Source organism: Chryseobacterium tagetis, assembly GCF_016735585.2.
GTDB classification, from domain to species: domain Bacteria; phylum Bacteroidota; class Bacteroidia; order Flavobacteriales; family Weeksellaceae; genus Chryseobacterium; species Chryseobacterium tagetis.
Genome location: NZ_JAERSE020000001.1, coordinates 506,486 through 519,916, shown reverse-complemented (window position 1 = coordinate 519,916; position 13,431 = coordinate 506,486). Strand labels below are relative to the sequence as shown.

Below are 13,431 nucleotides of genomic sequence, written 5' to 3'. Positions count from 1 at the left end.
CTCTTAAATTATTTTAGATTCTCTTTTGTAAATGCTGCAATTTCCTGAACCGCCTTTTTAGTTTCTTTCAAAACACTTCCCATGTGCATAAAACCATGAACCATTTCTTTGTAAACAACAGTTTTAACCTGAACTCCGGAAGCTTTCATATTTTCTGCCAGTTGTTGACCTTCATCCCGCAAAGGATCGTGCTCTGATAACAAAATGAATGTCGGAGGCGTATTTTTAAAATCTTTGATTAATAAAGGAACTGCTAATGAATTCTGTTGATCTTCCGGATTGGCCAAATACCAGTTCCAGGCTCTTATCCCTTCTTCTTTGTTGATGATCGGACCATTTTCATAGTCTTTCCATGATTTTGTCTTCAATCTGTTATCTGCTGCAGGATAAATCAACACCTGAAATTTCAACTGATCGCCAAGTTGAGTGGAAACACTTGCTGTCACCGATCATTCCAATTTTATTTTTATCTAAATGTAAATGTTCTGCATTCTTAATGATCCATTCTGTAGCAGATTGAGCATCATCAAACCCAGCAGGAAAAGGATATTCGGGAGCCAAGCGATAATCTACAAATACAATGGCAGAACCCGTCGCATTTGCCAATTGACGAACAATAGCATCATGAGTCTCAAAACTCCCCGAAACAAACCAACCGCCATGAAGATAAATGATAGCCGGTGATTTTTCATTTTCAATTCCGTTGGGTCTGTAAATTCTCACAGGAATTTCGTGGTTATTTGTCGGAATATTTAATTCTTCAATTATCCTAACCGCCTCTTTTTTACCGCCCAGCTGTACTGCCATTGTTTCGTATCCTTTCCGGCTCATATCTAAAAGATCTTTCCAATCAAAAACATGGATCTGCTGCAGATTTTCTATTATTTTACTTATTTCCGGGTTCAATTGAGTTGCGTTCATTTTATTATTGTTATTTATTGTTTTACAGGAAATTAATCCTGATATCATGAGCATTCCTATGAGTTTTTTCATGTTGTATTTAATGTGTATGCAAAATTAAATAGAAGTCATACATTTGCACAGTACACAGTCAATTGTATGGTACGAACAAATTTGTAAGTAATGGGAAAAAGAAAGGAAAATTCAACGAACAGCATCAATGAACAATATATAATAGAGTGTGATCTTACCTATGCCGTCTGTAAGATCGGAGGAAGATGGAAATTACTGATCCTATGCAAACTGGAGCACGGCAAACTCCGTTTCAGTGAGATCAGAAATCGGATTACAGGTATTACAGAAAGAATGCTTACGCTACAGCTTCGTGAAATGGAAAAAGCAGGTTTGGTAAAACGTACAGTGCATGCAGAAGTTCCTCCAAGGGTAGATTACGAATTGACGGATATTGCAAGTGAATTAATCCCCATCTGGAAACAATTAAGTGATTGGGGAAATAAGCATAAAAGTTTGGTACAGGAAGAAAATTTCAGCGAGAATTAATTAAACATTACTATCTATTTAAATCCATAACATAATTCTAAATAAAACAAGATTATCATAATTAAAAATTCCTAGAACTAACAATTTTGTAAGTTCTTTTATCTGTATTCATCGATCAATATCTTTGAAAGATAAAATTTAAAAATGGATTTAAAAAGTAATATTATCGGAGTTCACCATGTATCTATTAAAGCCATAGATGTGGATAGTACTTTGGATTTTTATAAAAATTTAGGATTTGAACCCGTACATCAGTGGTCTCTACCCGATTTTAATTTGGAAAAATGCGTGATGCTTCATCATAAAGGAATTAATTTTTATCTGGAAATATGTGACAACAACGCAGATATGCCGACACAGGGAAGAAAAAGAAAACCGGATGATGAATATATAGAGAATGCGTTACTTCATCTGTGCTTTGTGGTAAATGACGCAGACACAGCCAGAAAACAGGCTCTCGTCTATGGTGCCAAAGATTTAAGCAAAGGGGTATCTGAGCTAGATTTATCTGACGAAACTAAAATAGTTAGGGTAAAAAACAGCCTTGTATATGGCCTTAATGGAGAAGTAATCGAATTTTTAGAAAAAGTGGATTTTAACTAATTATGAAATTCGGCAAGAGCAGTTAAAATTTTTTCCAATTTCTTTCCTTTATCCGAAATTGAATAAATAGATGAAGTCTTGGTCTTATTCTTTAGGATCAGTTCATCCTTTACCAATTCATTCAGCTGTTTGGAAAGTGTCCGGTCGCTAATTGTTGGGAGAAGAATTTTAAATTCGGTATAACTTACTTCGCATTTAAGTAATCGGGATACAATTGAAAGTTTCCAACGCCCACTAAACAGCGCTAAAGTTTTAGAAGCATTACAATATTCTTGTAATGCTTTTTCATTGAATGCATTGGTGGAATTTTCTTTACGCATTGGTATGATCTTATTTTAGAACAGCTATTATATAATTTTAAAATATTCCAGCCAAATTACGAAATATGACATAAATACTTGTGACTGGCTCAAGTTTTCAATTGCAAATTCTTAATCTCCGAAACGGTCCGTTTATTTTAAAGGTCTAATCCGTTTTTATTTCTAAATCTTACTTCTTCTTCGTTTTGGGGCAGCAATTTATCCAACGTTTGTACTGCACCTGCCTGCAATTTTTCTATAAAAGGTCGCAGATCTTTATTGTATGCTTCAAAAGCTAATTCAAAATTTCCATCATGCTTTTCAAAAGCATCTGCCAATGCTGTTGCTCCGATGATAGCCAATGAACCGCCCATACCTGCTGCTGGTGAAGCACAATATCCCGCATCTCCTACTAATGCAACCCTTCCTTTCGTCCACGATGGCATTTTTATTTGACAGAATTTATCGAAATAGAATGATTTGGAATTGATCAGTTCATCTAGCAGCTCGGCAGTTCGCCAACCGATACCTTCAAACTGTTCCAAAATGATTTTCTTATGTTGCTCCTGATCTCGGAAATCATAAGGAATTTCGGCTTCGGGACGGAATGTAAATATAATATCCGTTTTATTATTATATGCATACAGTGCAACGCCTTTATTAGGTTCTGCATACATTTGGTAAGCGCCTTCTTCCACCAATAATTTATCTGCAATAGCAATGGAAAAATATTGTCCTAAAAAATGAGCATATTCCGTTTCGTCTCCAAACCAGATTTTCCTTACCGTCGAATGTATTCCATCGCACCCAAACACTAAATCGTATATTTGTTGTGAGCCATCTTTAAAGGAAACTTCAATAGTGTTTTTTGTTTCGTTTAATGCTGTAATGCTGTTATTAAAAATAAATTCGACATCGTTTTTTATGAGATCAAAGAGCATGGTAAGCAATACATCTCTTTCTATTTCAAATTCATTATCAGGTAATTTTTCTAATATAACAGTATGTTCGCTTATATCTTCGGCATTTTTAAATTCCCATTTTTCAGGTCCAATTCTATTGGCTTTTATCTGTTCAAAAAGCCCCATCCTTTTCACAATATCTATGGTTTCATCTTTAATATCAACAGGTGTTCCGCCCATTTTCAAATGATTTCCGATTTCAACCACAGTCACTTTATATCCAAATTTATTCAACCAATAAGCCATGGTCAAGCCTGCAAAACTTGCTCCTGACACAAGCACTTTTCTAGTTTGTTTCATTTTTATTCACTTAAATTTTATATTGCAAAAATCCAAAGTAATTTAACACTAGAAAATGGTTAATCGGGGAAAGTATTGGATTAATCGTGCCTTTTATTCCGAAAGGTCAAAGCAGAGATTCCCGTAGCTTTGGTAAAAATTCTGGCAAAATAAGGATAATCGTCATAGCCCAATTCAAATGCAATCTCTTTGACCGATTTATCTGTGTGATACAACATACGTTTTGCCTCCAAAATAATACGATTCTGAATATGTTGCGAAACAGATACTCCCGTTGTTGTTTTTACGCTTTCGTTCAAATAATGAACAGAGATATTGAGCAACGTTGCATATTCATTCGGTCGCTTAACCGTATAATAATTTTTATCTAACAATTGTTGGAATGATTTGGAGATAAGCTCCACTCTTGAAAGTTTGGCAGAAAATTTTTCCTGATTTAAAAATGTTGAAATAATTAAGCCTACTAAAGTATTGCAGCTATCTTTCAAAATTAAATGATGAAGCTTATTGTCCTTCTCCTTCGAAAGACTTAAGCAGAGAGAAAAGGTTTCAAAAATTTTTGCGGAGAAATCTTTGGATAATGATAACGGTTTTGCAGGCGCAAGTTCTTCCAAAAAGTAAAGATAATCCTCGTTTAGATTTTCACTTTTAATAGACAAAGAACAAACGGTCATATTAGAACATTTCAGCATTCGATGCACTTGATTTGGATGCATATATACAATTACCGGTGCACTGATTTCATATTGCTGAAAATCAATTTCCATAAGAACGCTGCCTTTTTCAACAATGTGAAAGGTATACCCTTCATCCCGATGTGACTGATGGGCTTCTTCGTAATATTCTTTGGCTTTAAAATCAGACTGTTTAATGCTCATTTTGTCAATAGCAATGCCTTGTGTGAATTCATCAGCCATTGAGTTTACGGGTATGTTGTCTTGTTTTCTAACCACTTTCTAGATTTTGGAATAGTTTACTGAACCTATTTTTACTACAATTAAATTCTGTATTAGTATTGATAAAACAGGATTTAAATCTGCTCACAAATGAAAAACATCTTTCTTAATTCGCAGTATATAAATTTAATTATATTTTCTAACTTTTTTAGAAAAGAAACTGATTATAAAACAGAAAGCCAGCTGAAAAAAGCCGGCTTTCTTTATATTATTTATAAAATCCAATACTAATAAGTCTGTAACATAGACGTTGTTAGCGTAGACTGAGACATTGCGCTATTTAGATTGGATGTATCTACAGCTCTGCCTATTCCCAACACTGATAAACTGCTTCCTGAACCTAAATTTCTATTTGTACAGGCTGCTTTTACAACGTACGAACCTGCAGCCAAAGCGTCTAAAGTTACATTTAAATTGTAAACTCTATAACTCCCTGGTATTCCACGAACAACATCATTTCGAACCGCTTTCAGAACTCCGGCAGCTCCATCTTTTTCTAAGAAAATACCACATGCGTAACTTGCTGATCCTGTTGACCATGATAAACCTGAAGGTCTAGCTATTTGAACAGTTGTCTGAAAAGACAATATTGCTTTAGACTTATTGTCTGTACGGGTAACTACAAAACTATCTGATGCTCCTGAAATGTATGTCCAGCTGGAAGCAGAATAGGGAGCATCCATCGTATAAATACCGGTACTTCCGGACTGGGTGAACTGTATACCAACATTATCTTTAACGGTATTCAAATAAAATAGCGAAAGGCTTCCCGTACCATTGGCAATCTGAAACGTTTTCCAAGTATCGGATGTCGCACTTGCTACAGTAAATATCTGACCTGAAGTCCCCTCAGATCCTATTGTACTAGGTGTTCCTCCTGTGCGAACTTCGTTTCTAACATTCAATGTACCGTTTACGTCAAGGGTTTTTGCAGGAGTATTGGTATTGATACCTACTTGACCTTTACAGACTACCGCTAAAAAAACTAGTGTAATATAAATGTTTTTCATTGTTATGGATTTACTACTGGTGAAAAATTTTGTGGAATTTCATACACATCAACTTTCAGAGAAGATTGTGTCATAAAATTATTTAAGTTGCTCACACTCGTCGTTGCAGGCACTCCAATTCCCAAGGTAAGTCCTGAAACAGGATTTGACAATCTGGAACATGCAACTCCAACTGTATGTGTACCTGGTGTAAGATTTTCAACTCCACCAATTTGTGTATGTGTTATAAATGTACTGCTGTTAGGACTCGGAGTAAGCCTGTTGATTCTGATACTTTTTAACAGTCCATCTACAAAAATACCACATGCAAATTTAATGTTTGACCCATCTCCACCTGCATTATTTTGCTGTGCTACTGTTTCGAAGAGTAAGTATGTACTATTCTGAGTACTATTCACTGTGAAGTTTTGAGACAGACCAGCTATTGGCTTAAAATTCTTTCCAGCAACCGTTAATGATGTAAGCGGTGTATCCTGAGCAAAATCTGTTGCAGGCACTATAGTTGTCGCTGTTTCTGCATTGGTAAAAGTAGCTCCCTGCCCTATTGTACCCGATGGTCCTTGATTAGTTGCCGATATAGTATTCAAATCTCTAAACGAATCATTAAATATCAGGTAATATTTATTCGTTAAATAATCAGGAATTCTGAAAGTCTTCCATTTAGGTGGTTTATTCGGACCTTGAGAAACTAGAACCTGATCTTCATTACCCGCCAGAAGTGTACCTGTACCGCTATCTACATACAATTTTTTTCCTATGTTTATATCTCCATTTACGTCTAGATTATTTCGGGGATTTGTCGTAGCCACCCCGACATTACCTTGTGCATGTAATAGAGTTGAGACCAAAGCAATTGAAAATATTAATGTCTTTTTCATAATTCTAATTTGTATAGGTAACAAGTTCTGCAATATCAATTTTAAATAAAGATCTCAAGCTAAATGCATTTGAAGAAGTATTATTTACATTTGGTGTAGGCCCATAGGTCGGTATATTTATACCAATTCTAAAATAATTGTTTGCTACATCTGAAGAATAAATTTTTCTGCAAGCCACCTCAACGGTGTAAGTTCCTTTAGCAACATTTTCCTCAGTATAATTTAATGTGAAAATACTTTGTGTAGGTGCATTATCAACAGCTGTAATTCCGTCAGGTCTTAATGCTACCAGTTTATTGTTTTTAAAAATACCGCAAATAAAATCCACAGAAGAGCCGGAGCCCACTGCTTTATTCACTAGTTCAACCCCAGTCTGAAACTGATAAGTCACTTTATTCTGAGATGACTTAATTTCCACAGGAGTAGCCAAATCAGCAATTTTAACCCATTTCGCAGGATCAAAATCCTCATTCAGGTTACTCGTTACCGGAGCAGAAGCAGCTACCGTATTAGACAAAGTTGTAATACCTGTTTGATCTGCTTTCAGATAGGTATTAATTAATTTGTACTGTGAATTTTCCATAAAAGGAATGTTTGCATATTTCCAAACAGGAGGCTGTCCAGCTCCTTTCGAAACCAAGACCTGATCCACACTCCCTGGATTACCATTAACAGCATCTGTTCCACCAGTACTTAAAGCATTTCTTAATGCTAAATCTCCATTTACGTCTAATGTAGATTTTGGTGTCGTCGTATTAATTCCTACTTGAGAATACATTGTCAGAGACATTAGAAAAGTAACAATTAATGTACATTGATATTTCATAAAAATTAATATATTTTAAAAATTAGTAGAGAAATTAACGTTATATAGAATCCTCTACCTGAGCTCACAGGTAAATAAAATCATGCAGATTGAAGTGGAGGATATTAAAGGAAAAAAGAGTCTGGAATTTCCGTAAGTCTTACTGGTATACTCTTTATAGTGTGTACTTTTAAATTCTCGTATTTTCATGTAATGAGGTAAGAATAGAGCTTTTATATTTTTATTGAAATTTTATTCAAATTCCAATAAAGACATAAAAAATCAGATTCCAGGTTTTAATGTTACTTATTAATTTTTTTCGGCAATTGTTTGTATTAAGATTTATTTTATTACTTCTTAAACAATACCTGATTTAAAAAATCCCACAAATATATATCAATTTATATGAAAAAAATTAATGTTTTTGATTAAAAAACAAATAAATTTAAACAAAAACACACTTAATAGTGAAAAAAACATCATTTTAATTATTATTACATTAATAATAATTTCTAGGATAAAAACAGAACAAGATCATTCATAAATATTTTATGTTAATAAATTTGTTACATATACATGGAAATATTATAAATTTTTTAACCCTAAATATTAGAGTTATTTACAAATAATTCTCCGGACAGATACTTTTTTAAACAAAAAAAGCCCCTCCATAAGGAGAGACATCTAATTACTAACTTTCAATAAAAGACAATAAAACAATTAAAATATTTTTCGAAAAAACACGAAAAGTAACGAAATGGAATATTTATTACATTTCACTTTTGATTAAAGAACAAAAAAATCATTTAAATTTTCTTAATCTAAATTTCGAAAAAATAGAAAGTAAACAAACATTTACTGTACAATAATCACTCATAAAAAGTTACTATTTTTCACAGTCTTTAGTAAAAGAAAGAAAAAATTTCATTCAGATTAACAAATACCCTCCCTTAAACTAAGTTAAAGGAGGGCAATAGTTATTAAAAATTCCAAAGTTTCTTTTGGATATTTTATCTGCTCTTAATCATAAGTTTAATTTTAGACTGAGCAATAATGTATCGTACTACTTTAAGCCTTGGGTTGATTTTCCACCGTGGATATTGAGGATTTTCCAGATGTTCGCTCAACATAATGAAAGTCACAATAATCATGGCTAAATTATGTCCTGTAGGCAATAGCATTGGAAACAACATCAAAGCCCATCCCGATCCTACACACCAGATCCCGTGTTGAAATCCGTAATGCAATGCATCCCGTGAAGCATCCCAGCCAAATGCAGAAAGCAGATAATGATCATGCCCTAAATTTAAAAATCGTTGCTTATAAGGGGAAAACTGCCAGATTATAGCAACAATCAACACTCCCAAAGCCGGAATATAGGACATAGGCATGAGCAGATTTGCCGCCATAATAATTCCGATCATAAATACTCCTACCAACATCCATACGGCTATATACGCTGACACAAATAAAAAAGCATTCATAAAACGGGAACGTTTCAAGCTTTGCCTAGAGATCAGCTGTATAGGATAGATAAGCTTAGGCAGCATCATCGCAATCACCATTAATCCCCAACCCAATAACTGGGTAGAAAGAGGATTCATCTGAAGTAACATTTTCAGTGAATTATAAGATGCACCTGAAGCTGAAACATGACAATGCTCCACAGTCATTATATGCCCCGGATTAAACAGTAATAATACCCATACAGCAATACTTATCCCAATAATGACAACATAAATTGTACTATTATTATTCCAGAAAGACTTCATATTTTTACTTTAGCTGGCGCGATAAATACTGATACGTCCTACTGTAATTCCGCTCTCTTCAGGGATAGGGTTCCTAGTTTTAATCTGAACATCAAGAGAATTAATATCTAAATTACCTTCAAGATGTAAACTGTCTATAATATTGGTAATATTGAACTTGAAAGTAAGACCTCCTCCATGAGCACTGTCTTTCTGGGAAGCCATTCTGATACCAAAAAGAGCCACTGATCTTACGAATATATCATTTACATACAGTGAAAGAAAATTAGCATTATTTGTTCCCTTTACATTTTCTAGCTGAAGATAGATTTCATCAGGAAGCTCATTTGCCGAGGCTTTCGAAAAGCTTTTCGAAACAGATTTCAAAGCTGTAGAGTCAAGCTTTACGGTTTCCTGGGTAGAACCACTATTCAGAGTAATTGAATTTTTGCTTGCTCCAATCAATTCATTATTCATATTAGTTGCTATTTTTAAATTCTTTTCTGCAACACCAGTAACTCCTAATTTTGACAATCTTTCTGTTAAGTTTTCCTGTAAGGAAACCGGTGGTGTAGTATCATAAGAAACGAGTGAAAGATCATCATAAGAGTAAGAATACATCTCCCCATTATAATATTTTAGATCTGTTGTGCTCTGCACGTCTTCAGGAGTATAATACCAAGGAGTTCCGTCATCCTCTAATGGCATTGCAAACTGAGAATTACCTTGCGCTGAAGGACCTGCAAGCCAGTTAGGATTTTGTGAATTAGCATTTTCACCTGTAACATTCCAGGCTGCCCACATACGATCTACATTCGCATGATGCAAATAAAATATAGGATCCAGTGCTGCAATTCCGGGATCAGCCATCAGTCCTTCACTGCCTTCCTGGGCATTAGGATCAGTCCATGCTTCTCCATTAAATCCGCCTACCATTACATGGACAAAGTTGTGCGGATTAGACTCAAGGTCTCCAAAACCACCATTACTATGCATAAAACCAGTTTCTTCACCACCATAAAAATAGCCGTTCAGGTTTCCTGGTCCTGCAGGAGGCGGTGTTGGCTCACTGAAAATCTTATCCCATTGGCATTCATCATTAGCACTAGGGTCTTCACTGGTATTCGGGCCTATAACGACAAATACGTTTCTGTCTCCGTTGGGACCATATCTTTCAGGCACATATAATGGATTTGGCGAACCATCCGGTAATTCAATAAGCGTAAACGCCGGTGGAATCTTGTCCTCTGCAAATACTTTTGATTGATTCAGGTAATTCCAATACGGTAAAGCCCAAGTATCGGGTCCATCGCATTGCTGAGTAATAATATCCCTTAGAATATTTTCTAATGCCACTAAATATCCTCTATGCCAAGGAGGGAAAAACCATGTACCGTGCTGACACTGATCCCAAAACAGATCAATCAGTTTTTTTGAAGGAGGAGAACTTAAATCTGCATTCTGAGGAATAGACTGAATTTTTTCCCAATTGGGAAATCCTACCGGAATAGTCCCAGAACCGGCTGTACTCACTAAGTATTGTCCATGAATAGCAGCATAGAACCACCAACTTGTAGGATCACTGATAGGCTTAGATTTCATTACCTGTACACCTTTCGCATACCAATAAAGATCTGTGTAATTCCCTTTTTGATCAATGAACTGACCGCCGTTGTTGGCATCCCACGCGTTTTGCCTTAAAAAATTTTTCATGTTTTTAATTTGTTTTAAAATGGTTTTAGTTTTTTAGGAAGATTAATTTTTGGCTTTTCTTCTCAGATATTAAATTTTAATATTCTCAAAATAATAAGCCAAAAATTAAATTTTATCAAATATAATGAATTAAATAGTATCTATTAAGAAGTATTTATAATAATTTTTATTAAAATAGAAATTTAAAAAGACAAATATTCAAAAAGTTACTGCTACATTTTATTTTAGAGCTAATACGATCGTCCCTCCGATTATTAATAAAGCGCCTACCGCTGTTTTCAAAGTCAAAGTTTCTTTAAAAAACAGTACTGCAAAGATGATCGCTATGGCAACACTTAATTTATCAACTGCCGCGACCTGCGAAATTTTTCCAATTTGTAAGGCTTTAAAATAAAATAACCAGGATAATCCTGTTGCGATTCCTGAAAGAATTAAAAATATAATATTGATTTTTGACAGGGAGCCAATTCCTTTAAATTCACCTTTTATAAAAACAACACTCCATACTAATACCAAAATAATAACGGTCCTGATCCCCGTTGCGAGATTAGAACTGATATTAGACACTCCGATTTTAGCAAAAATTGCCGTAAATGCAGCAAATAGTGCCGATAATATAGCATAGTACAGCCACATAACATATTTTAATTAAAAATTCTTGACAAACCCTACCCCAACTGTTTTATTCTGATAGTAAGGCATTACCATTGCAGCAGAATTTTTGTTCTTTCCACTCAGTAGATTATTGATTTTAGGATATAGCCAATATGCCAATTCTGTTGAAAGAATACCAAAACCAGCTCCTCCTACGACATCTCCAACCCAGTGCTTATCATTCAACATCCTGTAAACCCCAGTGAATATAGCGAGAGAATACCCTGAAATCCCAAGCAGGAAGTTGGTATCTTTATATTCTCTGAACATAAATTGTGCAGATGCAAATGCTATTGCCGTATGTCCTGACGGAAATGAAAGGTTATTGGACTGATCCGGTCTTTCTTCTTTTGCAATATGCTTTAACGGAACTACAAACGCAGAGGTGATCAGCATTGATGTTCCATAAATAATCGTTCGGTCTCTAAAATTATGCTTTCCTTCTACTCCAGCTGCATTCAATCCGTAAACTAAAACTGCTGGTGCAAACTGTGTATAATTATCAAGCCTGATATGGTCAGGTTTATGCTCATTAATTTCATCTCTGGTCGAGAAATTCAGCTGTTTCAAACCTTTTACACTTAAACTTGCCACACCGTATCCTATAAGTGCAGTGGGAATGATTAGCTTTTTATAACTTAACGTATTTTTTTCTGTATTTAAAACACGGGTACTGTCTTTCTTTATTTCCTGGGTTTGAATTGAATCATTGCTCTGAGCGGATAATCTTCCGCAAACTGATGCTACAATGCAAAAACCAATTGCTATTTTCTGACGATAATTTGACATTTCTTTTCGGGTATTAAAATTTGTTGGAAGAATTCATCAGCAAAAAATTCACTTCTTTGAATTTTTCAAGTATTTTCTGCCCATATTCTGTATAGTATTGATGATTCTTAAAAAAATGATTGTTCTCCATTTGCCATTCTTCATCGGTAAAAGTAAGCCCGAGATATTTTTCGAACTCCAGTCTTAAAGCTTTTTCATATTTCTGATAATTAGTTCTTGTTAAATGAAACATGTCTGCATCACAGATTATTTTCTCTATTTCCGAAGTCGGATTTTGAGGATATTTGGTAGCATTAATACATTGCAAAACTTTTTCTATGAAATCCGTTTCACAACCTACATTTTCTAAAAAATTTTTGGCTAATTTTTTACTTTCTTCTTCGTGACCTTTGTAGGAGTATGCATATCCACAATCGTGAAACCATGCAGAAACCTGTAATATAAAATTCTGCTCTTCTGAGATTTGGCACTCCTGTCCTATTTCGCGCACAGCTGAAACCACTTCATAAGTATGCCCAATATTGTGAAAGGTTAATTGATCTGAAAGGTTTTCTGCAAGAAACAGTATAACGTAGTCTCTTACAGCTTGTATTACATTGTTCATGATTATGATATTTAAAACTTATAGCTGTACCCAATCTTACAACCTGTGTTTTTATAGTAATTTCAATTAATTTTTATACAATAATCTGTAATGATTTAGAAGAAATTTTGAATTCTTCCGATATAAGATGACGGACAATTAAAAAAAATAATGGAAGTGACTATGTTTAGCCACTTCCAATCCAAATAATCATTTCACTTAATACTTAATCTTTATGAAGTTTTATAAAATTACCTTTAGCATCAAATAAAGCATCTCCCCCATTAACTTCTGCTTCATAATTTACAGTACCATCCGCTTTTACAATCTTTGCCGCTTCTTTGATTTTTCCTAGTTTATTTTTTGTGATATACACAGGGATATTCAAGGGAAGCTCATTAACCTTAATTTCAGTTTCTTTTTCTTCCAAAATTCCCTGAGCATTATATACGACACTTGTTTCCTGACCTTTGTATTTAAAAGATCCTTCGTATTTTCCGTCTTCATCTTCCCATTTTGCCTTTACATTCGGATAGGCTTTTTGAAATGCCTTTTCAACAATTACAGGAACTTCTGTACCTTCTTCTTTATCGTTTTTCTCCTGGGAGTACGCTACAGAGCTTAAACTCATGGCTACTATTACTAAAACTATTTTTTTCATTTTAAA

16 protein-coding genes are annotated in these 13,431 nt (G+C 34.5%); 2 read left to right on the top strand and 14 right to left on the bottom strand.

Annotated features, from left to right (window positions below):
- Positions 1 to 8 precede the first annotated feature (8 nt).
- Both JI747_RS20345 and JI747_RS20340 read right to left on the bottom strand, forming a co-directional pair.
- Complete coding sequence (locus JI747_RS20345) at positions 9 to 395, bottom strand: alpha/beta hydrolase fold domain-containing protein (RefSeq protein WP_262904119.1); 387 nt, start codon at positions 393 to 395, stop codon at positions 9 to 11.
- A complete protein-coding gene (locus tag JI747_RS20340; protein ID WP_262904118.1) occupies positions 373 to 993 on the bottom strand; it encodes an alpha/beta hydrolase in 621 nt (206 codons plus the stop codon). Before JI747_RS20340 ends, JI747_RS20345 begins: the two co-directional genes overlap by 23 nt.
- A 90-nt stretch (positions 994 to 1,083) precedes the next feature.
- Between JI747_RS20340 and JI747_RS02250 the strand changes: the two genes are divergently transcribed.
- Positions 1,084 to 1,461, top strand: a complete 378-nt coding sequence (locus JI747_RS02250) for a winged helix-turn-helix transcriptional regulator (RefSeq protein WP_225685972.1) — start codon at positions 1,084 to 1,086, stop codon at positions 1,459 to 1,461.
- Positions 1,462 to 1,605: 144 nt separating this feature from the next.
- A complete protein-coding gene (locus JI747_RS02245; RefSeq protein WP_225685970.1) occupies positions 1,606 to 2,064 on the top strand; it encodes a VOC family protein in 459 nt (152 codons plus the stop codon).
- Here JI747_RS02245 and JI747_RS02240 read toward each other — a convergent pair.
- The 12 genes from JI747_RS02240 to JI747_RS02185 form a co-directional block, all read right to left on the bottom strand.
- Positions 2,061 to 2,384, bottom strand: a complete 324-nt coding sequence (locus tag JI747_RS02240) for a winged helix-turn-helix transcriptional regulator (protein WP_225685969.1) — start codon at positions 2,382 to 2,384, stop codon at positions 2,061 to 2,063. The genes JI747_RS02245 and JI747_RS02240 overlap by 4 nt on opposite strands.
- Before the next feature lie 137 nt (positions 2,385 to 2,521).
- Positions 2,522 to 3,625 carry an FAD-dependent monooxygenase gene (locus tag JI747_RS02235; RefSeq protein WP_225685968.1) on the bottom strand — a complete coding sequence of 368 codons (1,104 nt, stop codon included), beginning with the start codon at positions 3,623 to 3,625 and terminating at the stop codon, positions 2,522 to 2,524.
- A gap of 80 nt (positions 3,626 to 3,705) precedes the next feature.
- A complete protein-coding gene (locus JI747_RS02230; protein ID WP_225685967.1) occupies positions 3,706 to 4,578 on the bottom strand; it encodes a helix-turn-helix domain-containing protein in 873 nt (290 codons plus the stop codon).
- Between the two features lie 230 nt (positions 4,579 to 4,808).
- Positions 4,809 to 5,591 (bottom strand): hypothetical protein, encoded by a 783-nt coding sequence (locus JI747_RS02225; protein ID WP_225685966.1) that lies wholly within the window; start codon positions 5,589 to 5,591, stop codon positions 4,809 to 4,811.
- A 2-nt stretch (positions 5,592 to 5,593) separates the two neighbouring features.
- Positions 5,594 to 6,469, bottom strand: a complete 876-nt coding sequence (locus JI747_RS02220; protein ID WP_225685965.1) for a hypothetical protein — start codon at positions 6,467 to 6,469, stop codon at positions 5,594 to 5,596.
- 4 nt (positions 6,470 to 6,473) lie between these two features.
- The gene (locus tag JI747_RS02215) at positions 6,474 to 7,247 is read right to left on the bottom strand and encodes a hypothetical protein (RefSeq protein WP_225685964.1); all 774 of its coding nucleotides are present in this window, start codon (positions 7,245 to 7,247) and stop codon (positions 6,474 to 6,476) included.
- Between the two features lie 1,037 nt (positions 7,248 to 8,284).
- On the bottom strand, positions 8,285 to 9,046 hold the full coding sequence (locus JI747_RS02210; RefSeq protein ID WP_225685963.1) for a DUF2182 domain-containing protein: 762 nt from the start codon (positions 9,044 to 9,046) through the stop codon (positions 8,285 to 8,287).
- A 9-nt stretch (positions 9,047 to 9,055) separates the two neighbouring features.
- Positions 9,056 to 10,738: a tyrosinase family protein gene (locus tag JI747_RS02205; RefSeq protein WP_225685962.1), complete on the bottom strand. Its 1,683-nt coding sequence runs from the start codon at positions 10,736 to 10,738 to the stop codon at positions 9,056 to 9,058.
- Positions 10,739 to 10,957: 219 nt separating this feature from the next.
- The gene (locus JI747_RS02200; protein WP_225685960.1) at positions 10,958 to 11,374 is read right to left on the bottom strand and encodes an EamA family transporter; all 417 of its coding nucleotides are present in this window, start codon (positions 11,372 to 11,374) and stop codon (positions 10,958 to 10,960) included.
- A gap of 12 nt (positions 11,375 to 11,386) precedes the next feature.
- Positions 11,387 to 12,181: a phosphatase PAP2 family protein gene (locus JI747_RS02195; protein WP_225685959.1), complete on the bottom strand. Its 795-nt coding sequence runs from the start codon at positions 12,179 to 12,181 to the stop codon at positions 11,387 to 11,389.
- A gap of 13 nt (positions 12,182 to 12,194) precedes the next feature.
- Positions 12,195 to 12,785 carry an HD domain-containing protein gene (locus JI747_RS02190; RefSeq protein ID WP_225685958.1) on the bottom strand — a complete coding sequence of 197 codons (591 nt, stop codon included), beginning with the start codon at positions 12,783 to 12,785 and terminating at the stop codon, positions 12,195 to 12,197.
- A gap of 205 nt (positions 12,786 to 12,990) precedes the next feature.
- Positions 12,991 to 13,425 (bottom strand): hypothetical protein, encoded by a 435-nt coding sequence (locus JI747_RS02185; protein ID WP_225685957.1) that lies wholly within the window; start codon positions 13,423 to 13,425, stop codon positions 12,991 to 12,993.
- Positions 13,426 to 13,431 lie beyond the last annotated feature (6 nt).

Coding starts and splice junctions, on each gene's coding strand:
- JI747_RS20340 (WP_262904118.1), bottom strand. CDS start 993: ATGAAAAAACTCATAGGAATGCTCATGATATCAGGATTAATTTCCTGT.
- JI747_RS02250 (WP_225685972.1), top strand. CDS start 1,084: ATGGGAAAAAGAAAGGAAAATTCAACGAACAGCATCAATGAACAATAT.
- JI747_RS02245 (WP_225685970.1), top strand. CDS start 1,606: ATGGATTTAAAAAGTAATATTATCGGAGTTCACCATGTATCTATTAAA.
- JI747_RS02240 (WP_225685969.1), bottom strand. CDS start 2,384: ATGCGTAAAGAAAATTCCACCAATGCATTCAATGAAAAAGCATTACAA.
- JI747_RS02235 (WP_225685968.1), bottom strand. CDS start 3,625: ATGAAACAAACTAGAAAAGTGCTTGTGTCAGGAGCAAGTTTTGCAGGC.
- JI747_RS02225 (WP_225685966.1), bottom strand. CDS start 5,591: ATGAAAAACATTTATATTACACTAGTTTTTTTAGCGGTAGTCTGTAAA.
- JI747_RS02220 (WP_225685965.1), bottom strand. CDS start 6,469: ATGAAAAAGACATTAATATTTTCAATTGCTTTGGTCTCAACTCTATTA.
- JI747_RS02215 (WP_225685964.1), bottom strand. CDS start 7,247: ATGTATTCTCAAGTAGGAATTAATACGACGACACCAAAATCTACATTA.
- JI747_RS02210 (WP_225685963.1), bottom strand. CDS start 9,046: ATGAAGTCTTTCTGGAATAATAATAGTACAATTTATGTTGTCATTATT.
- JI747_RS02205 (WP_225685962.1), bottom strand. CDS start 10,738: ATGAAAAATTTTTTAAGGCAAAACGCGTGGGATGCCAACAACGGCGGT.
- JI747_RS02200 (WP_225685960.1), bottom strand. CDS start 11,374: ATGTGGCTGTACTATGCTATATTATCGGCACTATTTGCTGCATTTACG.
- JI747_RS02195 (WP_225685959.1), bottom strand. CDS start 12,181: ATGTCAAATTATCGTCAGAAAATAGCAATTGGTTTTTGCATTGTAGCA.
- JI747_RS02190 (WP_225685958.1), bottom strand. CDS start 12,785: ATGAACAATGTAATACAAGCTGTAAGAGACTACGTTATACTGTTTCTT.
- JI747_RS02185 (WP_225685957.1), bottom strand. CDS start 13,425: ATGAAAAAAATAGTTTTAGTAATAGTAGCCATGAGTTTAAGCTCTGTA.